General features: G+C 44.1%; 22 protein-coding genes and 1 tRNA gene. 14 read left to right on the top strand and 9 right to left on the bottom strand.

Annotation, left to right across the window (positions count from 1 at the left end):
* Positions 1–328: 328 nt before the first annotated feature.
* Both AC27KT_RS18570 and AC27KT_RS18565 read right to left on the bottom strand, forming a co-directional pair.
* On the bottom strand, positions 329–2,248 hold the full coding sequence (locus AC27KT_RS18570; RefSeq protein ID WP_487132386.1) for a methyl-accepting chemotaxis protein: 1,920 nt from the start codon (positions 2,246–2,248) through the stop codon (positions 329–331).
* 240 nt (positions 2,249–2,488) lie between these two features.
* Positions 2,489–2,740: a hypothetical protein gene (locus AC27KT_RS18565; protein ID WP_487132384.1), complete on the bottom strand. Its 252-nt coding sequence runs from the start codon at positions 2,738–2,740 to the stop codon at positions 2,489–2,491.
* A gap of 172 nt (positions 2,741–2,912) precedes the next feature.
* Here AC27KT_RS18565 and AC27KT_RS18560 point away from each other — a divergent pair, with 172 nt between their 5' ends.
* Positions 2,913–3,317, top strand: a complete 405-nt coding sequence (locus AC27KT_RS18560) for a type 2 periplasmic-binding domain-containing protein (protein WP_458731423.1) — start codon at positions 2,913–2,915, stop codon at positions 3,315–3,317.
* Between the two features lie 73 nt (positions 3,318–3,390).
* Here the strand turns inward: AC27KT_RS18560 and AC27KT_RS18555 are convergent, their stop codons facing one another.
* Entirely contained in the window at positions 3,391–4,299 is a 909-nt protein-coding gene (locus AC27KT_RS18555) for a LysR family transcriptional regulator (protein ID WP_487132381.1), read from the bottom strand.
* A 109-nt stretch (positions 4,300–4,408) separates the two neighbouring features.
* Here AC27KT_RS18555 and AC27KT_RS18550 point away from each other — a divergent pair, with 109 nt between their 5' ends.
* The 4 genes from AC27KT_RS18550 (at position 4,409) to AC27KT_RS18535 (ending at position 9,693) form a co-directional block, all read left to right on the top strand.
* A complete protein-coding gene (locus tag AC27KT_RS18550) occupies positions 4,409–5,275 on the top strand; it encodes a type 1 glutamine amidotransferase domain-containing protein (RefSeq protein WP_487132379.1) in 867 nt (288 codons plus the stop codon).
* Between the two features lie 14 nt (positions 5,276–5,289).
* On the top strand, positions 5,290–6,444 hold the full coding sequence (locus AC27KT_RS18545) for an iron-containing alcohol dehydrogenase (protein WP_487132377.1): 1,155 nt from the start codon (positions 5,290–5,292) through the stop codon (positions 6,442–6,444).
* A 99-nt stretch (positions 6,445–6,543) separates the two neighbouring features.
* Positions 6,544–7,650 (top strand): NADH:flavin oxidoreductase/NADH oxidase, encoded by a 1,107-nt coding sequence (locus AC27KT_RS18540; RefSeq protein ID WP_487132375.1) that lies wholly within the window; start codon positions 6,544–6,546, stop codon positions 7,648–7,650.
* 159 nt (positions 7,651–7,809) lie between these two features.
* Positions 7,810–9,693, top strand: coding sequence for a putative bifunctional diguanylate cyclase/phosphodiesterase (locus tag AC27KT_RS18535; protein WP_487132374.1), 1,884 nt, complete (start codon positions 7,810–7,812; stop codon positions 9,691–9,693).
* A gap of 105 nt (positions 9,694–9,798) precedes the next feature.
* On the opposite strand, the gene AC27KT_RS18530 is transcribed toward AC27KT_RS18535, so the two are convergent.
* The gene (locus AC27KT_RS18530; RefSeq protein ID WP_487132372.1) at positions 9,799–10,470 is read right to left on the bottom strand and encodes a nitroreductase; all 672 of its coding nucleotides are present in this window, start codon (positions 10,468–10,470) and stop codon (positions 9,799–9,801) included.
* 234 nt (positions 10,471–10,704) lie between these two features.
* Between AC27KT_RS18530 and AC27KT_RS18525 the strand changes: the two genes are divergently transcribed.
* The 6 genes from AC27KT_RS18525 (at position 10,705) to AC27KT_RS18500 (ending at position 17,724) form a co-directional block, all read left to right on the top strand.
* Entirely contained in the window at positions 10,705–12,207 is a 1,503-nt protein-coding gene (locus tag AC27KT_RS18525; RefSeq protein ID WP_487132370.1) for a catalase, read from the top strand.
* Between the two features lie 242 nt (positions 12,208–12,449).
* Positions 12,450–13,979, top strand: a complete 1,530-nt coding sequence (locus AC27KT_RS18520; protein WP_487132368.1) for a DUF3369 domain-containing protein — start codon at positions 12,450–12,452, stop codon at positions 13,977–13,979.
* Entirely contained in the window at positions 13,976–15,328 is a 1,353-nt protein-coding gene (locus AC27KT_RS18515) for a sensor histidine kinase (RefSeq protein WP_487132365.1), read from the top strand. Before AC27KT_RS18520 ends, AC27KT_RS18515 begins: the two co-directional genes overlap by 4 nt.
* A 140-nt stretch (positions 15,329–15,468) precedes the next feature.
* On the top strand, positions 15,469–16,323 hold the full coding sequence (locus AC27KT_RS18510; RefSeq protein WP_487132363.1) for an alpha/beta fold hydrolase: 855 nt from the start codon (positions 15,469–15,471) through the stop codon (positions 16,321–16,323).
* Between the two features lie 105 nt (positions 16,324–16,428).
* Entirely contained in the window at positions 16,429–17,226 is a 798-nt protein-coding gene (locus AC27KT_RS18505; protein WP_487132361.1) for a helix-turn-helix domain-containing protein, read from the top strand.
* Positions 17,227–17,274: 48 nt separating this feature from the next.
* Complete coding sequence (locus tag AC27KT_RS18500; protein ID WP_487132359.1) at positions 17,275–17,724, top strand: carboxymuconolactone decarboxylase family protein; 450 nt, start codon at positions 17,275–17,277, stop codon at positions 17,722–17,724.
* 86 nt (positions 17,725–17,810) lie between these two features.
* Here the strand turns inward: AC27KT_RS18500 and AC27KT_RS18495 are convergent.
* The 4 genes from AC27KT_RS18495 to apbC all read right to left on the bottom strand — a co-directional run bounded on the left by AC27KT_RS18495 (position 17,811) and on the right by apbC (position 21,509).
* Positions 17,811–17,887: transfer RNA gene (locus AC27KT_RS18495), tRNA-Pro, on the bottom strand.
* Positions 17,888–18,023: 136 nt separating this feature from the next.
* The gene (locus AC27KT_RS18490) at positions 18,024–19,460 is read right to left on the bottom strand and encodes an SLC13 family permease (RefSeq protein WP_487132356.1); all 1,437 of its coding nucleotides are present in this window, start codon (positions 19,458–19,460) and stop codon (positions 18,024–18,026) included.
* 124 nt (positions 19,461–19,584) lie between these two features.
* On the bottom strand, positions 19,585–20,178 hold the full coding sequence (gene dcd, locus AC27KT_RS18485; RefSeq protein ID WP_487132354.1) for a dCTP deaminase: 594 nt from the start codon (positions 20,176–20,178) through the stop codon (positions 19,585–19,587).
* A 224-nt stretch (positions 20,179–20,402) separates the two neighbouring features.
* Positions 20,403–21,509: an iron-sulfur cluster carrier protein ApbC gene (apbC, locus tag AC27KT_RS18480; protein ID WP_487132352.1), complete on the bottom strand. Its 1,107-nt coding sequence runs from the start codon at positions 21,507–21,509 to the stop codon at positions 20,403–20,405.
* Positions 21,510–21,617: 108 nt separating this feature from the next.
* On the opposite strand from apbC, the gene metG reads away from it, so the two are divergent.
* On the top strand, positions 21,618–23,645 hold the full coding sequence (metG, locus tag AC27KT_RS18475) for a methionine--tRNA ligase (RefSeq protein ID WP_487132350.1): 2,028 nt from the start codon (positions 21,618–21,620) through the stop codon (positions 23,643–23,645).
* 378 nt (positions 23,646–24,023) lie between these two features.
* The gene (locus AC27KT_RS18470) at positions 24,024–24,863 is read left to right on the top strand and encodes a mechanosensitive ion channel family protein (protein ID WP_136782893.1); all 840 of its coding nucleotides are present in this window, start codon (positions 24,024–24,026) and stop codon (positions 24,861–24,863) included.
* Positions 24,864–25,047: 184 nt separating this feature from the next.
* Here AC27KT_RS18470 and AC27KT_RS18465 read toward each other — a convergent pair whose 3' ends face one another.
* The gene (locus AC27KT_RS18465; protein ID WP_487132450.1) at positions 25,048–25,908 is read right to left on the bottom strand and encodes a class I SAM-dependent methyltransferase; all 861 of its coding nucleotides are present in this window, start codon (positions 25,906–25,908) and stop codon (positions 25,048–25,050) included.
* 84 nt (positions 25,909–25,992) lie between these two features.
* Between AC27KT_RS18465 and gloB the strand changes: the two genes are divergently transcribed.
* A complete protein-coding gene (gloB, locus tag AC27KT_RS18460; RefSeq protein ID WP_136782894.1) occupies positions 25,993–26,784 on the top strand; it encodes a hydroxyacylglutathione hydrolase in 792 nt (263 codons plus the stop codon).
* Positions 26,785–26,824 lie beyond the last annotated feature (40 nt).

Below are 26,824 nucleotides of genomic sequence, written 5' to 3'. Positions count from 1 at the left end.
GTCACACAGTATATATATCAAAAACTTACAGCTTTAAAATAAGTTTATTTGTTCATTAACTCGAATGAACCTTGGTACAGGGAAAGCTAATTTGTAACATTACTAAGTTGTTTCAGTTTTGAAACATTTTCATGGTGCAATCTTGTGTTTGTTACATTTTAAATGCACAAAAAAAGAGCGCCTATTCAGCACTCTTTAGTTCTGTGAAGGACAATAGACACACTGACTTTACATTGACTGATGATGCCTCTTTGTCGCTTATCAGTTTGCATGAAAGCAGTTTTGACAGCGTTTTCTATGAATTACGGCGTTTCCTTCGAAAGGAAGTTTAGAACCGATAGCGGCGCAATTGCATTTGCATGGTTTTTATTTGCTTAACTAAAGCTTCGCAATTGTCGACAACCTCTTTAGCGTAATTGGTATTGGCTTGACCTACCTGCTGGATACTAATCACCCCTCTGTTTACATCGGCAGCGACTGAAGTTTGCCCTTCTGCCAAACTAGCGGCGTCTTCATTTAGCGCAGTGATTCTAGCGACCGCCTCTAGCGCTTGGTTTAACGACTCACCTGCGTGTTTAGTGGTTTCCACCGTCTTAAACGCCGTTTCCTTGTTCAGCTGCATTTTTTCAGAAGCGATACGGCTTCCTTGCTGAAGCCTTTCTATCATAATGCGGATCTCTTCCGTTGAAGCCTGCGTACGACTAGCCAGTGAACGTACTTCGTCTGCTACCACGGCAAAACCACGCCCCTGCTCACCTGCTCTTGCAGCTTCAATTGCTGCATTAAGCGCGAGTAAGTTTGTTTGCTCTGCAATGTTTCTAATTACTTCCATGACACCGCTAATTTCCTCGCTGGCCTGTGCTAGTTCATTGATTACTTCCACTGATGCGTCGACGTCATTCGCTTGCGATTGGATATCTTTGATAGTTTCAGACAAAACGCTTACGCTATTTCTTGTATCTGTATCAGCAGCACTAGCTGCGTCACTCGAGCTTCTTATAGTAGAAGAGACGCTTTGTGCGTTTTGCTGCATCATCGTAATCGCGTTGTCGATGGATTCGGTCTCTTGACTAAGCTTCGAGACGGTCTCTTTAGAACTCATTGCGGTAGTATTAAGTGCTTCTGATTTTGCTAACATATTATCGGTGGCTTCATCCACGCTCTGAAGTGTTTGCTGTAGTTGAACAAGTAAACCGTTAAAAGCTTTAGCCATGGTGCCAAACTCGTCACTTCGGTTTGCCTCAAAGCGAAAAGTAAGATCGCCTTCACCCGTTGAAAGGTTGTTAACTACACCAATAAACTCGTCCAGCGGGTTTCCAACGATATACTTCACCAACAGCCAAACAGTGAGTAATATACCCGCGCTGGCTAACACTATTTTAGAAACTAGGGCTATCACTGAACTGCTCACCATCGATGCTTTCTCTGAGGCTGACGCGGCTAATATAATGTCATAGCCCCATTTTGAAAAAGGCACCACTTCCACAATCCAATCTTCGGCTTGATTCAACGCTTCAGTGACTTGCGCATCGTTAACATGCGATGAATGCATGCGAATGTTGCCCTTGCCATCTCTTAGCGCTACAAATCCATTCTCTAGAACATGACTTTGTTTTATCGCTTGCTCTAGAACGTTGAGGTCTGCTGAATATCCCACATACCATATACCCACCACTTGTCCGCTAGCGTCGAACATGGGCTCATAACCTGTCAGATAGGGACTACCTAGAATATCTACTGCACCATAGTAAGCTTGCTGTTGGTTTATTTTCTGAATCGCTTTTCCCGACGGCGCTAATTTAGTGCCAATTGCTCGCTCGCCATTTTTAATGACGTTTGTGCTCACTCGAATGTAGTCATCACCGGTTTTACTGAAAAGCGTTGCTGTACCTCCCATAACACTGGTTAGCCCGTCAACTAATTCAAAATCGTTTGCTTGCGGAACATTCCCCAGTCTTAACTCTAGTGCCTGTGTTGCTTTTACAGTGGTATAGCCGCCTTGATTGGGAACCCCCAAGGCTTCTCCTCGTTGCTTCAGAAGCGCCATACTGCTTTTCACTCGCTCAAGCATAATGGCGTCGGTCACGGTTAGAATGTTAACTAAGCGGTCCGCAGTGTTTTTCTTCTGCTCCTTAACAAGCTCGGAAATAGACGACGACGTAGTGACCACAGTGATGATTGCTACAATCAGTGCGAACAACGCAATGACTGCAGACACCGAGAACAGAAATTTTCTTTGAATGGACATGCAACTTCTCAGGTTAACAGTTAGGTAATCACTCACTCCTTTGACTTTTGATCCATACCAAACACGCTAGCCTTTTCGTTCTAGCAGGCTCACGCGCTACTTTATAAATTTAGGCAATTTTTGTGGCAGTGCAAATTGCCCAAACGATTAATTTTTCAAAAACTTCCGAAAAAACAAAAATAGTGACTTTACTTCTACATTACGACACCTTTCTTGAAACCTTGTCACAATCTCAAAATGTCACTTCATATGCACTTTACCGCCCACTATTTTAAGCGCGGGAACTCCCCGAATCATTGCACTCCTGGCAAACTGAGCATTACAGGAGGGACAAAGCCCTTCTTCAATAGTGTAATCTTCAACAATACGTTCTTTGAAGCACTTCACCAGCGCGCCCTTTCCTCCTTTTCGATACTTAAAAAGTTGGAACTTACATTTAACGCAAAAAATCTGCACGGTTCTAATTGGTCCTTTTGCACTGGGTTTCGCCATGAATATTTGTGTTCTCCATTTTAAAAATTCATCTTTTGTTGAAGTGCGACAAATGGTAAATCTTGGTTATACTTCACAAAGGGTGATGTGCCCTATGGAAACTATAACTCTGCATTGAAGTATAAATACACAGGTAACTCACTACGCAGAGTAACACTCGAAGGTAATATCAATGAAGATTATTGCAGCTCTGTTTTTTATTCTATCGGCACCACTTTATGCGGGTACCGCCGTGATTGTTAATGCTAGCAACAACTCGGGTATAGATATCGACACGGTAAAAAAAATATACCTAGGGAAAGTAAAAGCATTTCCAGATGGCAGCCGCGCAATACCACTCACCTTCGAGCAAGGTAATGCCGCAAGAGATGCGTTTAACAACAGTGTGTTAGGAAAATCAGAATCTCAATATTCTGCATTTTGGTCGAAGCTTGTATTTACCGGCCGTGGCACTCCACCGGAAATGATTGCATCGGAAGACGAGATGTTAAAGTTAGTTGCGACTAACCCGAACACAATTGGCTTCATTGACGAGAACAAAGTCGACGGCCAAGTCAAAGTTGTTGGTACATTTTAATTTTATCATCTTAATAAGCCTATTTGGGGTTCAGTGCGACATGCTTGCTTATGTGGCGCACTGAGCCAAGCTGCTAGTCAGGATAGCTGACAAGGTAGTTAATGTTTGCAAAAGCCATTATTACGTCTTTTGCAAAGTCGACCCTAGGGTGTCGCAACGCACCTTTTTTCCATACCAGATAGATTTCGTTTTCAGGCCCACTCTCTCCAAGAGAGACGAGTTCACCTTTAGCAATCGCTTCTTTGCAAAGGTAATCAGGTAATACCGAATAGCCTATTCCTGCTTTGATAATGCTGCTAATCGCGCGAATATCTGGACATATTGCGGCTACAGGTGACTCGCATGGTGCATTGAACACTTCTGAGAAATACCGGCGAATAAGCGGTAGTTGTTCGTCATAGCTCACCACTTTGTGCTGGTTCAATAACGACGCCGTTATCTCTTTATCAGCAAGTAATTTACCTTGAACCCGGTTCATCACCAATATCAAACGTTCTTTGTCTAACATCTGATATTCGTACATAGCGTCTGTTGGCTCAGAAGCGGTAATGGCAAGTTCAGCAACGTCATCTTCTAATAGTTGATAAGTGTTACTTTTATTACCCGTATGGATAACCAAGTTTACTTTATCGGCTTGAAGCAAGTTGGCCAGCGCTGGACCCGCAACAAAACTCAAATATTCCGCAGGGCCAGCTAGGTGCAAGGTACCGTGGTCGGTAGAGGCACGACTTCGAATAGACGCAACTTTTTGTTCCAATGTATCTATGTGGCTGGCTACTTGTAGCGCTAAATCATCAGCAATCGCCGTTGGCTCTACACCTCTCGCTTTTCGCACAAACAATTCTTTACCGACAATATGTTCCATTGCCTGAATATGTGAGGTTACTGCTGGCTGAGACATATGGAGCCGCGCTGCGGCACGTGTGATGTTGCCGCTTCGATAAACTTCTACGAAGGTTTTTAGCTGTGTTAGGTAAGACATAATTCTTCATCCATCAGATTTTTGATGACTCATCATAATTTATCTGACTTCTGCTTTTAAACCAACAACTCTAAGATGCACGCACTTTCAAATGCGACAGGAAAAGCACATGAAAAAATCATCATCAATTCTATCACTTGCCATCATCGCTGGGTTATCACAGTCGGCGTATGCAGCCGACGCTCATTCATCAAAAGCCAGTAAAGGCGAAGTGCTTGTTTTACTTTCAAGCGAAAATGTAATGCAGCTGGCAGAAGGCAAAACAGAGCCAACAGGTTACTACCTCAACGAGTTTGGAGTACCGGCTAAAGCATTGGTAAATGCGGGCTACAAGCTCGTATTAGCCACCCCCAAAGGCAATGCGCCATCAGTAGATAAAAAGTCTGTGATTCCACAATACTTTGACGGCGGCGAATCACAAATGCGAGATATTCAAACGTTTGTTGCGTCGATAGAAGGCATTAATGACACGCTGTCACTAAACGAAGTTATTACACAAGGGCTTGATGAGTTTGAGGGTGTATTTATCCCAGGTGGGCATGCGCCGCTTATCGACTTAGCCAACAACCCTCAGGTAGGCAAGATCTTGTCTCACTTTCACAATGAAGGAAAGCCCACTGCGGCGATCTGCCATGGCCCAATCGCCTTACTTTCTGGGCAATCTAACCCAAAGGCATTCGAGCTGGCATTGAAATCAGGTGAGCAAGCCACATCTGATAATTGGATTTATGATGGCTACAAAATGACAATCTTCTCTACCCCGGAAGAAGAGTATTTTGAGAGCACTTTGGATGATGCAACTTTACAGTACTATCCAGCAGATGCCATGGCGCAAGCGGGGGGAAGTATGGAATACAAAGAAATGTGGGCGCCAAATGTAGTAGTAGACCGTGAGCTTATCACTGGCCAAAACCCATTTTCTGACGAACTGTTAGCTGAGAAGCTTTTACAACAGCTAAATTCACAAACTAATTAAGGACAGGCAACACAATGCTTAATTTTACATTTAAAAATCAAACCGAAATTTTATTCGGCAAAGGTCAACTAAGTGAAGTGTCTTCACGTCTGCCGAAACAAGCAAAAGTCCTATTCCTATATGGCGGCGGCTCAATCAAGAAGAATGGTATTTACGATAAAGTAAATGCCGCACTCGAAGGCGCCGACATCATTGAATTTCAGGGCGTTGAACCAAATCCAGAGTTCGCAACTTTGATGAAAGCGGTAGATGTGGCCCGTGAAAACGACGTGAACTTCATTCTTGCTGTAGGCGGCGGAAGTGTTATTGACGGCGCGAAATTCGTAGCAGCGGCGGTCAACTTTGAAGGCGATCCGTGGGACATCTTAGTTAAAGGCGCCGCGTTTGAAAACCCGTTACCTATTGGCGCAGTGCTTACACTGCCAGCAACAGGCTCTGAGAGTAACGGCAACTCGGTAGTAAATAGAAAAGAAACGTCACAAAAGCGCGCGTTTTCATCGGAAACGGTACAACCAGTATTTGCGGTGCTTGATCCTGAGTTCACGTATTCACTACCGCCTCGTCAGGTTTCTAATGGTGTGGTAGATGCATTCGTACATGTCATTGAGCAGTACTTGACTTACCCAGTAAATGCACCGCTTCAAGATCGCTTTGCAGAAGGTATTTTACAAACCTTAGTTCAAGAAGGCCCTAAAGCGTTAGCGACACCTGAAGATTATGATGTGCGCGCGAACGTTATGTGGTCTGCAACCATGGCGCTTAACGGGCTAATCGGCAAAGGTGTTCCACAAGACTGGGGCACACACATGATTGGCCACGAACTAACAGCACTACATGGTTTAGACCACGCTGTAACCCTAGCTATTGTATTGCCATCGTTGATGTTCGTTCAGCGTGACAAAAAACAGGAAAAAATACTGCAGTTAGGAGAACGCGTGTTTGGCATTCAAGAGGATGACAAAGAAAAGGCCATCGACTTGACCATTAAAGCTGTACAAGACTTTTTCGAAACCATGCAGGTAAAAACGCGCCTATCAGACTATGCCATAGAAAAGTCTGCAATAGATGGGCTTATCGACAACTTAGAGCGCAACGGATTAACAGCGCTTGGTGAGCATGGCGATATCGATTTGGCAAAAGCGCGCGAAATTTTAACCCTCGCAGCATAAGCCTAGTTGCATATGACGCAACGCGCATATGCCTTTCCAACATTTAAGTGCCCAGCATAGACTGGGTACTTTTTATTCTTATCTTCATTAGAGAACAATATGACTGCACTATTTGAACAGTTTTCGTTAAAAGACGTAACGCTTCGCAATCGAATTGCCGTGCCTCCTATGTGCCAATATTCGGCAGAAGACGGCTTTACCAACCAGTGGCATGAAGCAAACTATCAGTCGTTCGCCCGTGGTGGCGCTGGACTTGTCATTGTTGAAGCAACAGCGGTCTCTCCGGAAGGTCGTATAACACCAAATTGTTTAGGCATTTGGAAAGACGATCATGTTAACGGTTTAAAAAATATCGCTGAGCGCATTAAAAGCCAAGGCGCTGTAGCTGGAATTCAAATTGCCCATGCTGGGCGTAAAGCCAGTGCTAACCGTCCATGGGAAGGCGACGACCATATTCAGCCATCTGAAGAAAAAGGTTGGCAGCCAATTGGTCCCTCGGCAGAAGCCTTTGGCGCACACCTACCAGTGACGCCTACCGAGATGACTAAAGCCGACATTGAGCGTGTTAAGGCTGACTTCATTAAAGGCGCCGAGCGTGCGCTTGAAGCTGGGTATGAATGGCTTGAACTCCATTTCGCACATGGTTATTTAGCCCAAAGCTTTTTCTCGAAACACGCGAACAAGCGTACAGATGAATACGGCGGTGATGCACAAGGTCGTGGACGCTTCTTGCTTGAAACACTAAGCGAAGTGCGCAAAGTCTGGCCAGAAAACCTGCCGCTAACCGTACGCTTTGGCGTTATTGAATACGATGGTGACGACGAGAAAACGTTGAGCGAATCTATTGAACTTATAAAGCAGTTCAAAGAAATTGGTGCTGATTTTGTAAGTGTTAGCGTGGGCTTCAATACCCCTGAGGCAAAAGTTCCGTGGGGACCCGCGTTCTTAGCGCCTATCGCTAAACGCGTACGTCATGAAGCTGGTATACCGGTTGCGACGGCCTGGGGTGTAGACACACCAGAACTTGCAAACGAAACCATCGAAAACCAACAGCTTGATGTTGTTATGGTAGGCAGAATGCACCTTACTAACCCGCATTGGACATACTATGCGGCAAAACAGTTAGGCGTTGAGAAACCATCTTGGGTAATGCCTGCGCCTTACGCTCATTGGCTGGAGCGTTACGCGCCGTCTGACGAGAGATAGCTTTTAATTCAGACAGTAAAACAATAGCGTTTTACTGTCTTTCTTTAACTCTATACATTCTTCAATCAAACTTACGGCGTAATACATAGACTTATATACGCTTGCTTTTTATAAGGTTAAGTTTAAAGTTGATAACCACTTACTTCAAAAACTTAGCGAATGAAAGCTGGCAAAATAGTTTCCCCATCTATAGACACTGATGATCTGATAACAATTAGAAGGCATCGCGTTGCTCAAATAAGCACAGTGACATGCCTTGGGCTGTTTGTCTCATTATTCGCAGCTAGAGATATCACCTTCGATATAATGCTCGTAGCGTTAGCAGCAATGTTCACTGCGGCAATACTTGCTTACAAAGATTTTGTTGTCGCCAGCAGTTATCTACTTTTAGTCACATTGTCATCTATGCTATTTGCCCTATCAGCAACAGGTGCAGGCACTTTCGATATCGCTATGCTTGGCTATCCAGCCATTATTATTTTTGCGGCTCTACTCGGCGGCATTGGGCTCTTTGGCACGGTGTTATCTCTCGTATTGGTTCAATGTATTACCCTTACATGGCTTGTTATGAAAGGCGTCATTACGCCCAACACGCCAATGTTAACGTGGTCTCATTTAACTTTTATTATGATCATTTTTGTGATCACAGGGTTCTGTGTATTTATCCTTGTGCAGGATATTCGTCGGCTCATGGCATCACTGCAACTTGAATACACAAAGGTTAAGAAAAATAGAGAACATATTCAGTATTTAGCACACCATGACCCACTGACAAACTTACCCAATAGACTTTTGGGAGAGCGCTTATTTAAAGAGAAACTAACTCAAAGCGAAGATAATGGATTGCAATTAGCGTTGGCTTTTATCGACTTAGATAATTTTAAACCTGTAAATGACGCGCTGGGCCACTCTGCTGGAGATCGTTTTTTACAGCATATTTCGCAGTCAATAAATGAAAAACTTTCTAACGATGAATGTCTTATTCGATTCGGAGGTGACGAGTTTATTGTACTTGCCGCAAACATCACTGACCGCAAGCACATAGAAACCTTGTGTGAGCGTCTAATTAAATGGTGCTCTTCTGAGTTTGAAGTATTTCAAACTAACATAGTGGTTTCAGCGTCAATTGGTGTAGCAATAGCACCATATGACGGGGCCAAGTTCAAACAGCTATGTAGAAAAGCAGATGTGGCCATGTATGAAGCAAAACGAAACGGTAGAAACCGCTTTGAATTTTATGATGTAAAGTTTGACGAAGAAAGCGACGAGAAGTTTTCGCTGATTCAGCGGCTACGACCTGCTGTATTAGCCAACCAATTTGAAGTGTATTATCAGCCCCTGATTGATTTGAAATCTGGTCAGATATGCTCTATTGAAGCATTGGTGCGCTGGCCTCAAAATGATGGGTCACTAGTGTTTCCCGATAAGTTTATTCCATTGGCAGAAAGTAGCGGACTCATTAACCCATTAGGTGAATGGGTACTAACTCAGGCTTGCCTTTTCTGCGCTAAACTTCATCGCAATGGCTACAGTGAAATATCAGTTGCCGTTAACTTATCATTCACGCAGTTTAAAGACGGAACTCTGCCCAGTATTTTAAAGCGCGCTCTAGATTTGACACAACTTAATCCCAGATTTTTAGAACTTGAGCTTACCGAATCAATTCTCGCTGACGAAAATGGAAACATTCCTGAGCAGCTTGAACAGATGAAAGAACTCGGTGTTCAATTTGCTATCGATGACTTTGGCACCGGTTACTCCAATTTGAATTACCTTCGTAAATTCAATGCGCATAAGCTTAAAATAGACCGAATTTTTATTAACACATTAGGTCTTGACGAAAACGATGTTCCCTTGGTTTCAGCAATCATCAATATTGCAGAAAGTTTGGGAATGGTGACTGTAGCAGAAGGAATTGAACATGAGTCTGCGCTCAGAAAGTTAAAAGAAATGGGATGTGATATTGGACAAGGATTCTATTGGAGTAAACCTGTTCCAGAAAAACAGATTGAAGCACTTATCGCATCGCAATCTTACGCTTAATAAGGCTTTGACACATCTTGCTTCAATCACTGCTCTTAGCGCTGTAGCGCCTTACGTTAAACATAAAAACGCTTTAAACACCATCAAATTAGGACAATTCACTGTTTAGAACCCGTGATAAGTCACAAATTCTTCGTTATCAGCGCGAGTTGAACGAACATCGTTTGCTGGAAAATCAGGGTCTGGGTAGCCTAGTGCGATACAAATCATAATGGCCTCATCATCGGGGATATTAGCGTATTTATGTACTACGTCTGACTGCATTATACCCTGCCCATTTATTACGCAACCAAGCCCTAAATCCCACGCTGCGAGAACAATACCGTAGGCTAACGAACCCAACCCGAACTGTGTTATACCCGCGGGCTCTAATGACTTATCGTAGGTCAGCACCAAAGAAACCGGTGCATCAAATTGACGGAAACCGCGCATCATCCAATCCATACGCTTTTCTTTGTCTTCACGGGCTATGCCCATTACATCGAATAATTGTATAGCTACATCAATTTGACGCTGACGATGAATACCCTCGTAGTCCTCTTTATAGGGAAAGTCTCGAACGTGGGGCTTCCCTTCTAATGTATTTTTGGTGTTTCCTTCGCGAATTTTATCGAGCACCTCACCGGTTACAGCGTGTATTTTCCATGTTTGCGTATTATATGAAGAAGGCGCCCATTTGGCCGCATTAATTATTTTATCTACCGTTTCTTGGGTAACTGGTTGATTTGTAAACCCGCGAACACTTTTTCTAGATGCTGCAAACTCTGCAAAATTCATGAACTTCCCTAAGGCGTTGAATAGCTTTCGATGTGTAAAAATAGAGTAAACAGGAGAAGTAATTGCTTCAATAGCCTTATCTACAAATTCAGATTGTTTGTTTTTATAGTTATATATAGAAGTTAGTAAACCCTTTCATGAAGCGCGCCGTAGCAAAAGCAAGTCATGAGTCAGGCACACATGATGTTTATGGAAGTTTGGCTTTTAAAAGAAGCATGTGAAAGGAGTTTTAAAATGGCTAAGAAACCACAATTAACGACGTCGGCAGGCGCCCCCGTTGTAAGTAATGAAACCACTAAAACCGCTGGAGAGCGTGGCCCCGCACTCTTACAAGATTATCAGCTCATTGAAAAGTTAGCCCACCAGAATCGTGAACGCATTCCAGAGCGCGTGGTACACGCCAAAGGCTGGGGAGCACAAGGCACGTTTACGGTCACTCACGACATCACCGATTACACTTGCGCCGATTTATTCTCAGAAGTTGGTAAGCAAACTGAAGTACTCAGCCGCTGGTCAACAGTAGCGGGCGAATCTGGCGCAGCTGATACCGAACGTGATGTACGCGGCTTTAGCCTGAAGTTTTACACCCAGCAAGGCAACTGGGACATGGTAGGTAACAACACCCCTATCTTCTTCATTCGCGATGGATACAAATTCCCTGATTTTATCCGCACGCAAAAACGTCACCCGAAAACAAATCTACGCTCGCCGGAAGCTATGTTCGACTTTTGGGCCGCCCAGCCAGAAAGCGTTCACCAAGTCACTATTTTAATGTCTGATCGCGGCATTCCAGTATCGCCAATGCACATGAATGGCTATGGCAGTCATACTTTTAGTATGTGGAATAAAGAAGGCAAACGCCACTGGGTGAAATTTCATTTCAAAACGCAACAAGGCATTAAAAACTACACCAATGAAACGTCTGAAAAGATCATTGGAAGCACCCGAGAAAAGTATCAAGAAGAGCTGTATAACGCCATTGAAGAAGGCAACTTTCCTAAGTGGACCATGTATATTCAGGCCATGCCTGAAGAAGAGGCAGGCCAACAAAGCTATAACCCTTTTGACCTAACCAAGGTTTGGCCGCACGACGATTACCCGCTGATAGAAGTCGGCGAGTTAGAAATGAACAAAAATCCAGAAAACTATTTTCAAATGATTGAAAACGCAGCATTCAGCCCGTCGAATGTTGTGCCGGGCATTGGCTTTAGCCCCGACAAAATGCTTCAAGCGCGTATCTTTTCGTATGCCGACGCTCACCGCTACCGCTTGGGCACGCACTATGAAGCACTACCTGCGAATGCGCCAAAAAATAGCAAAGTAAACCACTATCATAAAGACGGCGCTATGCGCTTCTTTACCAATGATTTCGGTAACCCAGATGCTTATTATGAGCCAAATCAATATGAAGGCCCAGTTGCTGACTTTTCAGTGAAAGAGCCGCCGCTTCGCATCGACGGAGATGCCGATAGATATCATCAAGATGAAGTTGACGTCGATTACGTTCAGCCACGCAAGCTGTACGAAATGTTTTCTGATGAGCAAAAAGAACGGCTATACAAAAATTATGCTGCAGCTATGGGCCCATGCTCTGACAGTGTTAAGGAGCGCTGGTACGCCGTGTTGGAAAAGGTTCATCCAGACTACGCAGCAGGTGTACAAAATGCAGTAGACAGCTTGGACACTGATGTAAACACGGTACCTATTACCGAAAATACACCTATTGAAGACAGTTAAACCTGCTTCTAGTGAATTAAACTCTATTTCCAAGTTGGTATCCGTAGTGGGTATCAACTTGGTTCACAGCCGGGCAATGGAAACAAACCATTTTCGGCTCAATCCAATCTCATTAATCCAACAATAGACTTTTGTTAGCAAATCAACACCATTCAACTTTAGAACAAATCTTATCTCGCAAGTTTGCGAGATTGCGTTTTGTGGCTTACGTTTAACCCATACAATTGTTTTTAGCGCTGTGTATGTCGTTATTTAAAAAGTCAAAAACTGAACAAAACACCCCTCGTTTAGCCCCATGGAAAATAGCCATTATCGATGATGAAGAAGGCGTTCACGAGGTTACCAAATTGACTCTGCGCAAGTTTAGCTTTGAAAAGCGTGGCGTAGAGTTTTTATCAGCTCATAGTGGAGAAGAAGGCTTAGCGCTTTTGAAAGCTAATCCGGATATCGCGCTTGCGTTTGTTGATGTAGTAATGGAAACCGACGATGCCGGCTTAAAGCTAGTAGATGCGATTCGCAACGACCTTAAAAATCACGTCACTCGATTAATATTGCGAACAGGCCAGCCAGGTCAAGCCCCTGAAGAGGATGTTATCAGACGTTATGACATCAATGACTATAAAGCCAAAACAGAACTTTCCTCACTAAAGTTAAAATCTTGCGTTTATACGGCGATTCGCTCTTATCGCGATATACAAACTATCGAAAAAGGCAAACGGGGTATGGAAGATGTACTGAAATCATCATCCTCTGTTCTAGCAAGTCAGTCACTAGCGCAATTTGGTACCGCTGTACTGAAACAAACGCTTACCCTTCTCAATTTAAACAACTCAGTGCTTTACCTCTCAACACAGCACACCGATTTATATGGCGACACCAGTATGACAGTTTTGGGTGCAAGCGGAGACCTTATTGGACTGTGTGAACCCGGTATTTCCACCCGTATTCCCGAATCGATTGAAGAAGAAGTTAAAAGCGTTCTGGCCAATAAAGCGCACTTCCAAAGTGATAACGTATTTATCGGTTATTACCCCACTGGTGAAGACAGCCATAATATTTTGTACGTTAAACTCGACCAGCCTTTAGATGATATGCAACGAAAGACATTAGAAATGTTTGCATCTAACGTGGCGGTAATTTTCCAAAACCTTACACAAAAAGAAGATATACAAAAAACGCAGAAAGAACTGATTATGGTACTGAGCGATGCCATTGAAATGCGCAGTAAAGAAACCGGGGGGCACGTAAGACGCGTTATTTTAATGACAGAGTTTCTTGCTGAAAAGCTGCATATGAGCAAAGAGTTTATTGAAACTATCCGCTACTCTGCAGCCCTTCATGATGTGGGCAAAATCAGCATACCCGAAACCATACTGCATAAACCGGGGAAACTCGACCCCGATGAGTGGGAAATTATGAAAACCCACGCTCAAAAAGGTTATGAGCTACTTGCAGATTCTGACCGGATTGTTGCCAAGATGGGCGCAATTATTGCCAAAACGCACCACGAACGTTGGGACGGTAAAGGCTACCCTGATGGGCTGGCTGGCGACAATATTCCAGTGGAAGGGCGCATCATGGCGATTGTTGACGTTGTCGACGCCCTTCTATCCAAACGTTGTTACAAACCTGCATGGAGCGTTGATGAGGTTAAAGCTTATCTTAAAGAGAATGCAGGTAAACAATTCGACCCGCTAATTACCCATGTAATGCTAGAGCACTTCGACAGAATATTAGAAATCCGTGCAACAGAACCGGACGATGATGAATGAAAGAGAACTTAGAGTTAATTTTACTGCGCGTTAGCCAAAGCCCAGACATTGATAAAGGCGAGCTAGATGTTGCTTCAAGACTTATTATCAACTCTGTGTGCGAAGGCTTGGAAATTACTCGGGCAGGTATTTGGTTATATGACGAAAACCAAACGCTAGTACAGTGCACACTCCTTATAGACAAAGGAAACGATCTCGATAACGAGAGCTTAGTGTTAACCCGAAGGGATTTTCCCCATTATTTTGAAGCGCTCGACTCAGGTAGAACAATTGCCGCTCACGATGCGATAACCGATATTGCAACTTTTGAGTTTGCTGAAGTGTATTTAACGCCTCTGGGTATCAGCTCTATGCTGGATGTGCCTATTCGCCACCGCGGAAAGATGATTGGGATAATATGTTGTGAGCACCAGGGCAAGGCTCGACAATGGCTTGACGATGAAATCGTTTTTGCTGCATCGCTCGCCGACCTCTACGGGCGTGCAATAAGTGCCAATGAACGCGCAGACTACGAGCAACAACTTCTCGAAGCTAACCGAACCCTCGAACAAAAAGTGAAAGACCGCACCAAAGAGTTAGAAGCAGCTCAAGAGAAACTTATCGAGTCAGAGAAAATGGCAGCCTTAGGCAACCTGGTAGCGGGTATTGCTCACGAAGTTAATACGCCGCTAGGCATTGCACTTACCTCGGTAAGTAACTGCAAAGAAGAGCTCAAAGATATTTATCGAGATTTCGAGAATGGCGAGTTAACAGAAGAAGGTTTTAAAGACTTTGAGGCGGTATGCTCTGAGGGTTTATCACTAGCGGAAACCAGTTTAATGCGGGCCGCAAACTTAGTACAAGATTTTAAGCGAACCTCTGCGGACCAGACCTCACTGGAAATTGAAGAAATCACGCTAGATGAATATATTCCTAGAGTTTGTAATCCATTGAAGCCTATGCTTCGCAAAGAGCAAATTGAGCTCAGCATCGATGTGCCCTCTGATTTAGTTATCACTACATGTCCGGGCATTATTGCTCAGCTATTAACGAATTTAATATCGAACGCTCAGCGTCACGCCTTTGGCCCATCAGTAGATAATGAAGTGAATAAAGTTTCGGTTAGCTGCGGCAAAAGTGAAAAAGGTATTGTAATAAGCGTTCAAGACAACGGAAAAGGCATTCCTGCAGAATTTCATAAAAGAGTGTTTGAGCCTTTTTATACAACGGCCCGCGATAAAGGTGGCACAGGTTTAGGCCTTAATATTTTGTACAATCTTGTTCGACAGAAATTTAACGGAGAGATTGATTTGGTATCGTCGCCTGGTGAAGGAACCACGATTACAGTTTGTATCCCCGTCGAAAGCTAGTGCAGCTTTCTCTGTATAATCCATTTGTCTTCATGGGATAAATATAAAAGCGCGCCATGGTTTAAATGTCGCGCTTACGACGGTTCAAAAGCCTCACACAAGGCAAGCTAAGGGTAAAATCATAATAAGGGCATGTCGTAATGCTACTTTCACAATGGCGTAACTCGGGCCAATTCCTAAGCGTTAATAAACAGCAAATTTTCTACAAAACCCAAGGCAAAGGGCCTGTACTATTGTTGATTCATGGATACCCCACTGCGAGTTTCGATTGGGTTAAGTTATGGCCTGCGCTTACCGAAAGTTATCGTTGCATAACACTCGATATGCTGGGGTTTGGTTTTAGCACCAAAGCCCCCAAAAAATACAAAATAAAAGAACAAGCCGCGGTGATAGAATCCTTAATGGAACACCTTCAAATTACGCATGCACACGTTCTTTCTCACGATTACGGCGACACGGTTGCGCAGGAGTTAATGGCCCGTCAGTTAGACGGCAATCTTGCTTTTCGTATGGAATCGCTCCATTTGCTAAATGGCGGCCTTTTTCCTGAAACCCACCAGGCATTGCTTATTCAGAAGGTATTGCTTTCCCCTATTGGCGGACTACTTATTCGTTTATTGAACAAAAATGCAATTCGAAAAAGTATGCAAAACATTTTTGGTCCGAACACGCCTCCTTCGGATCAAGACATCAACGATTTTTGGGCGCTTATTACCGAAAACAATGGTCACGAATACATGCACTTACTTTTGGATTATATGAAACAGCGCAAGCAATACCGAGAGCGTTGGGTAGGTGCACTTCAAAATGCCGACGTTCCGCTTCGACTAACTGCTGGCATGGCAGACCCCATTTCTGGTGCGCACATGGTGGCAAGGTATAAAGAACTTATACCCAATGCTGACACAGTAGAACTTGCTCATATAGGGCACTACCCGCAGATCGAAAGTGCTGAATTGGTTTTAGAGTCTGTTCAGGAGTTTTTGAGAGAATAATTTTATGCTTACAATATTAAGCTTGATGCAAAAAGCGACAAGGGTAAGATGATGAACACCTGAACTGTTAGACGCTAATATTACACAATGATGTACGCTTCAAGCATGAACAAAATCATTCCCGCCGTAAGCTTTAAGCGAATTAATATTGAGTTCATAACGCCAATTTATGCTATCCGCAGATTTGTGCAATGTATCTGGGTCATTGATCGCCCAATAGGATCTTCCACTACCCTAAAGGAAAAGTTTTATCCCGATGCGGGTGCAAGTTTGACTTTCTATATCGACCAAACAACGTGTGAAGCAAAACTTTTTTATCACACAAAAGTTTGTGCCATGCCTTGGAAATTATCAGGTAGGCAAATCAGCGTAAGATTGAAACCTGGTGCATTAAAACGTCTTTTCGGATTTCAGTTCGATAATACTGAAAACCACCAAATAAACATCACCGACGTTGGAGCCAAAAATCTTGCTTCTTATCGACAACTACAAGAATCTCTTACCGGCAAAACTATCGCCATTCAGTGCTTGGCCATACAGAGGTGGCTGGAACGTATTATAGAAAGTTGTGATACTCAGGTACAGAAATGGGAGTACATGCTTTATCAGTCAGCAAACTTACTGGTGCCCCCACAAAGTCTTGCTGACCAATTTGGTATAAGCAGAAGAACACTTGAGCGTCAGTTCAGGGCTAATTTTGGGTTCTCGCCAAACAAACTTCACAAGTTCGCTCAAATACGTCAAGCACGCTCTCTACTTGGGAGTGTTTCCAATCAACTAAGCGACGTTGCTTTGGCGTGTGGTTTTTTCGATCAAGCACACTTTACCCATGCCTTTAGCACCTTTGCATTAGAAACCCCACTTCAATATAGAACGCGAAAATTGTCGCAAATTTACAATTAGATAAAACTCCAAACGTTTATAGTTCTCCGAAATTTAAAGGAGAGCACTATGAATAATCGCATAAAACAATCTGAATTTTACTCTGACTACCCTCACATTCTTGAGCATCTACAAGGTTTGGTTAAACCTTCTGCCGAAAGCGCTCTAAGCCATAAGATATTACACTTAGTCAGGCTGCGCGCGTCACAAATTAATCAATGCGGCTTCTGCCAACATATGCATGCCGACGAAGCGAGAAAATCTAATGAAGATCAGACAAGGCTCGATGTGCTTTCAGCGTGGAAAGAACTAGATTGTTTTGATAACAAGGAACGGGTTGCCCTTGAATGGACCGAAGCCTTAACGCTTATTCACTCCTCGACCATTACCGAAGAACTGTATATGACTGTAGAAAATGTGTTTGGAAAACAAGGGTTGGTAGAATTGACGTCCGTCATACTTCAAATAAACAGCTGGAACCGCATTTCAGTGAGCCTGCAATTTCAACCGAATATCTGATAAAAACTTTAGTACAGTAAGTACACGTGGTGAGTACACAAACTTAATTTTAGAATTTGGGGTATCGCTGAAAGCGAGAGAGAAGTTGGTCGGTGTGAGAGGATTTGAACCTCCGACCCCTGACACCCCATGACAGTGCGCTACCAGGCTGCGCTACACACCGACCGAAAGAGCGAGTAATACTACTCATATTTGTTCACAATGCAACGGAATTTAGCAATAAGCCTGTTTAAGCGCTCAATTGCTAACCATCTTCGCAAATTTCTGCATTAAAACACTTAGTTGCAGGCAAGTTAACATCAAGCCAAGGTAACGTAGCACACCGCAGTCACGACTAGCGCCACCAGCAGGTTCAACATTATTCCTTCTCTTGCCATGGTTTTAATATCGAACTTTTCCGTGGAATACGCAATGGCGTTAGGTGCTGTTGCTACAGGCAACATAAAAGCGCAACTTGCGCTTATGGCCGCCGGTATCATAAGTAATTTAGGGTCAACGCCTACCGCTAAACCTGCTGCTGCCAATATTGGCATTAGCAATGTAGATGTTGCTGTGTTTGAAGTAATTTCAGTAAGAAAGGTTACAAACAAGCAAATGCCCAGTACAAGTAGTAATACTGGTAAGGTTGCAAGCCCTGTTAACCACGAGCCCATCAGCACACTTAAGCCTGAAGACATAAATGCTTTTGCAATACAAATGCCGCCCGCAAACAAAAGCAACATTCCCCATGGGATATCGTTAGCGGTTTTCCAGTCTAGTAGCTTGTCGCGGTTGCCTTTTGCGTCTACTTCGCCGTTGTCATTGCCGCTATTGGTGAAAAACATGACGGCAACACCCGCAACGGCTATAGTGCTATCACTGATAGTAGTTACCCCTATCCACGCAGTCCAAAAAGGTCTGAATATCCACGCCATTGCAACCGTTCCAAAAATGGCAAGTACACGCTTTTCGGCTTTCGTCCACGTGCTTGGTATGGGTAAATCGATGTTTCCCACTTCTTTTATACCGCGTGCTAACCATAAAGCCATAATCGGCACACCAAGGATCACAATGGGTACACCGGTTTTCATCCAGTCGATAAAGCTGTATTCAACACCTAGGGTTTCTTCATATACGCTCATGAATATGATATTTGGTGGCGTGCCAATTGGCGTGCCTACCCCACCTAAACTTGCCGAATACGCAATACCCAGAATAAGGGCCACGCCAAATCGCGGGTTATCTACTGCATTAATAATGGCTATAGCCATTGGCAACATCATCAAAACTGTAGCCGTGTTACTAATCCACATACTGAGTACTGCAGTTGTCAGCATGAAGCCCAACACCAGTTTAAGCGGGCTGCCGCTGCCCGTTACACGCAGCATGTAAATAGCAAACCGTTTGTGTAAATTAGCGCGCTCCAACCCTTTCGACAGCATAAAGGCAGCCATTAATAAAATAATGACATGACTTCCTAACGCTGACGCAGCTTCACTGTGTGACAGCACACCGAATAGCGGAAACAGAGCGAAAGGTAAAAGTGAGGTAGCGGGAATGGGAAGTGCTTCAGTTACCCAAAGTATCGCTACAAATAGTGTGATCGCAGCAGTAAAGATTATTTCGCTAGGCTGATCTACAGCCCACAACCCCATGCCACCCAAAACTGCGGCGATAAGCGCGAAAAGAATAATGCTGTTTTTGCGTGTTGGCTTTCGTTGTAGAGTTTCTGAAGAAGGTTCAGAGTTTGTGTGCATTGCGCTTCCCGTTACTAATAGCTTTATTATAAGTGCTAGTTATTGCTCTTATATTTTCTATCAGTAATTAGCGGGAAACGCACTACGCTTTTGCGAAAAAAACGTGTTTTTAAGACGGTTTCTTTTATTTACTCTCGTCGTCTGACGAGATTCGGCTTGCAACTGCACCTGCTTGGCCTTTGTATTTAGCGTCCACTCGTGCGTTGTACGGTTTTTCAGCTGGCGCCGATAGCACCTCAAAGCTAAGTGCCCCTATTTTCATTCTAGGGCGAAGCGCCAGCGGTAACTTACCACTGTTGTAAAACTCAAGAACGATGTTGCCCGACCAGCCTGGATCTATTCGATGCGCGGTCACATGAACCATTAAGCCCAAACGCGCAAGCGAAGAACGCCCGTCTAACCAACCTACGATGTTGTCAGGCAAGGTTACTGACTCGTGGGTAATGGCAAGCGCTAGCTCCCCAGGGTGTAGAAAGAAGGCTTTACCCTCTTCTAGTTCAATTTCATCGCTCATAACATGGTCGAGCGCTTCTTGAACCTGTGCTTTCGGCCCACTTAAATCGATAAACGGCGCTTGGTGATCTTCAAACACGCGAAATTTATTACCAAGGCGGATATCTACCGTTACACCACTAATCTGATCATAGTTAGGGGTAGGCTCAATTTTTATTTTCCCATCTTGCAGATGTTGGTAGATATCGCGGTCGCACAAGCGCATGGTTTATTCCTCATTTCGTTAGGCCGCTATTATGCGTATGTCACCGCATGCATTCAACTGCTCAAAGGCTTGTTTTATCTGCTTTTGCGCAATTTTTGTATAGTTTTATCAAATTTTAAATTTAAGCAATGAAACCTGGCTATAATTCACCTTTACTACACCTGACTGAATTTACCTATCCGTTGCGCGTTCCCGACATTTGTTACCTAGGCATTTCAAGCTAGTTACTCTTTACCAACAATGCCAATAGGGTTGCCTTTAATGTGTTTAACTGCCCCTTTGCGTGGCTCAACAGTAAGAGCCAATTGCATAGACAGTGCGCGAGCAGCCTCGCGATAGCTTTCACTCAATGCACTTTCGGGCGAGGTAATTAACAAAGGCGTACCGGCATCTCCATGCTCGCGAATATGAATATCAAGGGGCAGTTGCCCCAAAAGCGGTAGCCCATGACGTTCGGCAAGCGCCTCGCCCCCGTCTTTTGAAAACACATAGTCTTTGGTGCCACAGGCTCTGCACTGGTAATAACTCATGTTTTCAATAAGCCCTAATACAGGTACGTTCACTTTTTCAAACATGCTTATGCCCTTTTGGGCGTCGGCTAGTGCTAGGTCCTGCGGCGTGGTAACTACCACAGAAGCGGTAAGTGGAACTTGTTGCGCCATTGTCAGTTGGATATCGCCTGTTCCTGGTGGCATATCTACAATTAAGTAGTCGAGTACAGGCCATAGGGTTTCATCTAATAACTGCTTTAATGCCCTGCTTGCCATGGGTCCGCGCCATACCGCCGCATCTTCTTGCGGTACTAAATAACCAATTGAGTTCGCCACCAGCCCATGTGAAATAAGGGGCTGCATGTGCTTATTATCTTCACTTTCAGGGTGTGCGTCAGGGTTGCCCAACATAATAGGAATAGACGGCCCGTAAATGTCGGCATCTAAAATACCTACTTTCGCGCCTTCTTGCATAAGCGCGAACGCCAAATTGATACTGGTTGTCGACTTACCTACACCGCCCTTGCCTGAAGCCACTGCTATAATGTTTTTGATGTTAGTAACAGGTGCGACTTCTGTTTCTCCACTTGCTACGTTTTGTCTAAACGTAAGCTGGTCATCGCCAAGCTTCCCTTTTAGCTGGTTAAGCACTTCTTGTTTAAGCGCGTCTAGCTGTGTAGCAATACAAAACGGCAAAGTAACTGTCACACCGGCATCTTCATTTTCTGGCTGGCTAAAAGCACACCATGGCAAGGTATCTTCAACATCTAAAGAAAAATACTTGGCCAAAATTACAGCAACTTTTTGAGTTACCGGCTCTGCTTTGCGAGAAAAGAACATAAAATGCCTTACTAGTAGTAGAATTGTGTGAATTACGTAATGCAAAAAACGCGGTTTTCCGCTAGTATTTGCAGCCATTTTGAAACGCAAAGAATCAATAACGTCATTATGTCAGAAAAACGCCGAATTCTGGTAACCAGTGCGTTGCCATACGCAAATGGCTCTATTCATTTAGGCCATTTGCTAGAACACATTCAAACCGACATCTGGACTCGTTTTCAGCGCCTTCGCGGAAACGAATGTTACAGTGTTTGCGCCGACGATGCACACGGTACGCCGGTTATGCTTAAAGCCCAAGAGCTTGGCATTACACCTGAAGAAATGGTGGCAAGAACGCGTGCTGAACATCACCAAGACCTTGTTGATTTTCACGTAGATTACGACAACTACTATGTAACCCATTCGCCAGAAAACAAGGCGCTGTGTGAAGAAATTTACACCCGTTTAGATAACGCAGGCTACATCAGTAAACGTACCATTAATCAGCTGTTCGACCCTGAAAAAGAAATGTTCTTGCCGGATCGTTTCGTTAAGGGTACCTGCCCTAGCTGTGGTGCAGAAGATCAAAACGGCGACAGTTGTGACGTATGTGGCGCAACGTATAGCCCAACAGAAGTAAAGAACCCGCGCAGCGTTGTATCGGGTGCTACACCAGTACTACGTGAGTCTGAGCACTTCTTCTTTGACCTGCCAAAATTTGAAGGCATGTTAAAAGAGTGGATCCGCTCAGGTGCCCTGCAGGAAGAAATGGCTAACAAGCTGCAAGAATGGTTTACTGAAGGTCTTCAACAGTGGGACATCAGCCGTGACGCGCCTTACTTCGGCTTTGAAATTCCAGGTGCGCCGAACAAATTCTTCTACGTGTGGGTAGATGCGCCTGTTGGCTACATGGCTAGTTTCAAAAACTTCTGCGACCAAAACAATCTAGAGTTTGATGACTTCTGGAAAGCAGACTCAGAGGCTGAGCTTTATCACTTTATTGGTAAAGATATTACCTACTTCCACTGCCTATTTTGGCCTGCGATGCTAGAAGGTGCGGGATACCGTAAGCCCACTGGTGTAAACATTCACGGTTTCGTCACCGTAAACGGTGCGAAAATGTCAAAGTCGCGCGGTACCTTTATAAAAGGCCGTACTTACCTTGACCACCTGAACCCAGAGTATCTGCGTTACTACTTTGCGTCTAAGTTAGGCGACGGTGTTACCGACATCGACCTAAACTTTACTGACTTCGCACAAAAAGTGAATTCAGACTTGGTAGGTAAAGTGGTTAACATTGCAAGCCGCTGTGCAAGCTTTATAACTAAGCGTTTCGACGGCAAATTGTCTGACAATGTGATTGAACCAGAGCTAATTGCCGAGTTCCAAAACGCATCAGAGAACATTGCTGCACTTTTCGAGAAACGAAAGTACCACCAAGCCGTGCGCGAAATTATGGCCCTAGCTGACAAAGCAAACCAGTTCATTGATAACAACGCACCTTGGGTAACCATTAAAGACGAGACTAAGCAGCAATTCACACACGAAGTGTGCTCGCTAGGTATTAACATGTTCCGTCTGTTGGTGATTTACTTGAAGCCTGTACTGCCAGTACTTGCAGAAAAAGCAGAAGAATTCCTAAACGACAAGTTCGACTGGAATTCACTGCAAACCCTATTGAAAGGCCACGCCATCAACAAATTCAAGCCGATGATGCAGCGTGTAGAAATGGAGAAAATCGACGCCATGGTTGAAGATTCAAAAGAAAGCCTAGCGCCAGCAGCACCGGCAATCGACCCAAACAGCCCGCTTGCTAAAGATCCTATCAGCGACACTATCTCGTTTGATGAGTTCGCCAAGGTAGATTTACGTATTGCACGTATCGCTAAAGCTGAACACGTAGAAAAAGCTGACAAGCTTTTACGTTTAGAACTAGATTTAGGCGGCGAAACTAAGCAAGTTTTTGCGGGTATTAAGTCGGCCTACTCGCCTGAAGCCCTAATCGGTAAACATACGGTAATGGTGGCGAACCTCGCCCCTCGTAAAATGCGTTTTGGCATGAGTGAAGGCATGGTATTAGCCGCGGGCCCTGGTGGCGACGAGCTATACATTCTTGAGCCGCACGAAGGTGCGAAGCCGGGTATGCGTGTTAAGTAAGCTTTAAAGTTAACATATGAAAGTAAGGTGACATTCAGCGCTAATAAGCGACGAGATGTCACCTTTTTTATTGAAACTCTTTAACATTTAATACCCAAGGTTATCTGGATACTCCAGGTACAAGCACACAGCCGTATTACCTCAGTAATACCCCCATTATCCAGCTCCACTATTACTCACATGTTCTGCAACTTAATCCGCTGTTTGCTATTGCCCTATTGCCCTCTTGCCCTCTTGCCCTCTTGCCCTCTTGCCCTCTTGCAAAAGAGGCTACCGACTTCAAATCAACAAAAAACTATTCCACTCGCCTTAATTCACGGCGATCTATCACTCTTTCTTTAACGTAGTCAGGGTTTTTAATCATTGAAAGAGGTATTTATGGAAGATTTATTCGGGACTAATATCGATTTATCGGAATTAACCGAAAAAGCCATATCACTGGTGATGACTTATACCCCCAAATTGCTCTTGGCTATTCTTACTTTGGTGGTGGGTCTTTGGTTGGTGAATCGTTTTGTTAACCTATTGGATCACCGAATAGGAAAAAAGGACCCCACGCTAAACAAATTTTTATGCGGGCTTATTAGTGCCGTTTTAAAAGTCATGTTGTTGATTTCTGTTGCCTCTATGATAGGTATTGAAACCACCTCATTTATTGCAGTAGTTGGGGCGGCAGGTTTGGCTATAGGTTTAGCTTTACAAGGCAGCCTGGCTAATTTTGCTGGCGGTGTGCTAATACTGATTTTCAAACCTTTTAAAGTGGGTGACACCATTGAAGCAGAAGGCCATTTAGGTTCTGTTGCAGAAATACAAATTCTTTATACTGTAATTAACACCTTTGACAATAGGCGTGTTGTTATTCCCAACGGGAATCTGTCCAATGCCACACTAACTAACGTTAGCGTATATGATAAACGCCGCTGCGACATGACATTTGGTATTGGCTACGATGACGATATCGACAAAGCAAAGAAAATTTTGCAACGTCTGTTTGAAGAGGACGAACGCTCATTGACCGAGCCTGCACCTAGGATTTGCGTAGCTGGCTTAGGTGATAATTCAGTCGACCTGATGTTTAGACCGTGGGTCGGTACAGATGACTTGTGGCCTTACTACTGGGATATGCAGGAAAAAGTTAAAAAAGCCTTTGATGAAGAAGGTATTAGCATCCCTTATCCACAGCGAGATGTGCATTTGTATAACGCAAGTAACGATTAAACCATCAATATGGAGATAGCGTGCTAAGCTATCTCCATCTCCCTTTCAGATTAGCTTATAAACGCGAAAGCTTGGGGTTCTGGTACAGCAACCAAGCAAATATCTAAAAGGGTTAATGCTTGTTACAGCCTTTTGTTAAAAGCCTGGCCCGCTTTAAGTGCGCATGGCATATACATTAACATCACTAACGCAGCGTACGATTTACCGTAGAAGTTCTTACGCTTGCCCCTACCGCGGAAAAACGCGGCTTTAAATTGCGTTTAGGTTTTATGGCCGTCATGGGGATTACCCGCTTTTTCGCGAGTATTACATATACCGCACTGCACCAAGGCAAATAAGAGGATAAATAATCCTGAAGCTTAACCGCCCCTTTCCACTTTTGTTGAAAAAAGAGCGTTGAGAACATTACTTGGCGTTGCTCAACAATTTCAAATCCCAGCAACTGAAGCCAATCTTTAATGCGATATGACGTAAAAAAGCGAGCATCGTGCAAAATGTTTCCGCGTTTAACCGGTAGAAATTTGGCAATTCCAGCCAGACTTAACGGGTTAAAACCGCTGATGATAACGTAACCGTTTTGCGTAATAACGCGGTCAACTTCGCGTAAAATCTCGTGAGGGTCTTGCGCAAAATCTAATTCATTAGCTAACAGAAAGCCATCAATGCTGTTTTCGGCAAAGGGTAAGCAGTGCGACTGTCCCACTACCGTGTTTTCTCTGCTTGTGTTAGGTTCGCTTGTGCCTTCGTTTAATGAAGTACCTGACTCTGAATTACGGTTGGAAAAGCCACCACTCACATTGTCGCCATTTAGCTTGTCGCTAACTTGGTTATTAAACGGAACATAGTTGATATGGTGTCTAATTGGGCTGCCATCAAGATTTATCCCGGCACTTAGCGAACCTAATTTGGCAAAGTGATACCCAAATATGCGCTCAGCATAATCGTTACACACAGTATTCACAGCATGTCTAATATGCTCGCCGGCGGGAAAATCATCCCAGTTTTTAGGATAGCGAGGCGGTTTGGCTTTAAACGCCGATCTCATTAACACTGCGCGCTCTTAGGTTGCTCTGCTGTTCACAAGTCCCTATAGTAACGCATAATTCTACCTACACAAGCAGGTACTCTTATGACGGCAGAGACACTTCCTTCAGATGTAACAATTCATCCTATTCCCGCTTTTACCGACAATTACATTTGGTGCATTCACAACGGTAACAGCGCCATAGTCGTTGACCCGGGTGACGCTGAACCTGTATTGGCTTTCCTAAAAGCGAAAAGCTTAACGCTTAGCGCAGTGCTTATAACCCATCATCATAGAGATCACACAGGTGGCATTGCGAAGTTAGTGTCAGCAGTACCCAATTTACCTGTTATAGGCCCCAGAGGTAACCATATACGAGGCATTACCAAATCGGTGGCTCAAGGCGATACCGTTACACTTCCAGTGTTTAAAATGTCACTGCAAGTTATGGAAGTGCCAGGGCATACTCTTGACCATATTGCTTTCTTTGGACATGGCGTCCTATTTTGCGGCGATACGCTGTTTTCTGCTGGCTGTGGTCGATTGTTTGAAGGCTCTCCAGAGCAAATGCACCACTCATTAAATAAGTTGAAGCGACTTCCAGACACCACTAAGGTGTACTGTACCCACGAATATACCAAAGCCAACGTTCAATTTGCTTTGGCTGTAGAGCCTAACAACAAAGCGTTATGCGACTACGCGCAGTGGGTGGATGAAAAACGCGCACAAAGTCTGCCTACGTTACCGAGTAACCTCAAAGAGCAAAAAAACATTAATCCATTTTTACGCGCCCATGAACTTTCTGTGAAAACTGCTGCCGAAGCCTATTGCGAAAATAACCTGGCTGACGATGTTGCAGTGTTTGCTGCAGTTCGCCGCTGGAAAGATGAGTTTTGATGCAAAAGTAAGCCGATTATCGTAATATTGCCGGTTTGCA

This window comes from Alteromonas sp. 5NW40-0090 (genome assembly GCF_057552975.1).
This window is presented reverse-complemented; position numbering and strand designations above follow the sequence as displayed.

Excerpts from the sequence above, each read along its gene's own strand:
- AC27KT_RS18545 (WP_487132377.1), top strand. The coding sequence starts at position 5,290 with ATGCTTAATTTTACATTTAAAAATCAAACCGAAATTTTATTCGGCAAA.
- metG (WP_487132350.1), top strand. The coding sequence starts at position 21,618 with ATGTCAGAAAAACGCCGAATTCTGGTAACCAGTGCGTTGCCATACGCA.
- AC27KT_RS18500 (WP_487132359.1), top strand. The coding sequence starts at position 17,275 with ATGAATAATCGCATAAAACAATCTGAATTTTACTCTGACTACCCTCAC.
- AC27KT_RS18560 (WP_458731423.1), top strand. The coding sequence starts at position 2,913 with ATGAAGATTATTGCAGCTCTGTTTTTTATTCTATCGGCACCACTTTAT.
- AC27KT_RS18520 (WP_487132368.1), top strand. The coding sequence starts at position 12,450 with ATGTCGTTATTTAAAAAGTCAAAAACTGAACAAAACACCCCTCGTTTA.
- AC27KT_RS18490 (WP_487132356.1), bottom strand. The coding sequence starts at position 19,460 with ATGCACACAAACTCTGAACCTTCTTCAGAAACTCTACAACGAAAGCCA.
- dcd (WP_487132354.1), bottom strand. The coding sequence starts at position 20,178 with ATGCGCTTGTGCGACCGCGATATCTACCAACATCTGCAAGATGGGAAA.
- AC27KT_RS18470 (WP_136782893.1), top strand. The coding sequence starts at position 24,024 with ATGGAAGATTTATTCGGGACTAATATCGATTTATCGGAATTAACCGAA.
- apbC (WP_487132352.1), bottom strand. The coding sequence starts at position 21,509 with ATGTTCTTTTCTCGCAAAGCAGAGCCGGTAACTCAAAAAGTTGCTGTA.
- AC27KT_RS18550 (WP_487132379.1), top strand. The coding sequence starts at position 4,409 with ATGAAAAAATCATCATCAATTCTATCACTTGCCATCATCGCTGGGTTA.
- AC27KT_RS18510 (WP_487132363.1), top strand. The coding sequence starts at position 15,469 with ATGCTACTTTCACAATGGCGTAACTCGGGCCAATTCCTAAGCGTTAAT.
- AC27KT_RS18525 (WP_487132370.1), top strand. The coding sequence starts at position 10,705 with ATGGCTAAGAAACCACAATTAACGACGTCGGCAGGCGCCCCCGTTGTA.
- AC27KT_RS18505 (WP_487132361.1), top strand. The coding sequence starts at position 16,429 with ATGAACAAAATCATTCCCGCCGTAAGCTTTAAGCGAATTAATATTGAG.
- AC27KT_RS18565 (WP_487132384.1), bottom strand. The coding sequence starts at position 2,740 with ATGGCGAAACCCAGTGCAAAAGGACCAATTAGAACCGTGCAGATTTTT.
- AC27KT_RS18540 (WP_487132375.1), top strand. The coding sequence starts at position 6,544 with ATGACTGCACTATTTGAACAGTTTTCGTTAAAAGACGTAACGCTTCGC.
- AC27KT_RS18570 (WP_487132386.1), bottom strand. The coding sequence starts at position 2,248 with ATGTCCATTCAAAGAAAATTTCTGTTCTCGGTGTCTGCAGTCATTGCG.
- AC27KT_RS18555 (WP_487132381.1), bottom strand. The coding sequence starts at position 4,299 with ATGTCTTACCTAACACAGCTAAAAACCTTCGTAGAAGTTTATCGAAGC.
- AC27KT_RS18535 (WP_487132374.1), top strand. The coding sequence starts at position 7,810 with ATGAAAGCTGGCAAAATAGTTTCCCCATCTATAGACACTGATGATCTG.
- AC27KT_RS18530 (WP_487132372.1), bottom strand. The coding sequence starts at position 10,470 with ATGAATTTTGCAGAGTTTGCAGCATCTAGAAAAAGTGTTCGCGGGTTT.
- AC27KT_RS18515 (WP_487132365.1), top strand. The coding sequence starts at position 13,976 with ATGAAAGAGAACTTAGAGTTAATTTTACTGCGCGTTAGCCAAAGCCCA.
- AC27KT_RS18465 (WP_487132450.1), bottom strand. The coding sequence starts at position 25,908 with ATGAGATCGGCGTTTAAAGCCAAACCGCCTCGCTATCCTAAAAACTGG.
- gloB (WP_136782894.1), top strand. The coding sequence starts at position 25,993 with ATGACGGCAGAGACACTTCCTTCAGATGTAACAATTCATCCTATTCCC.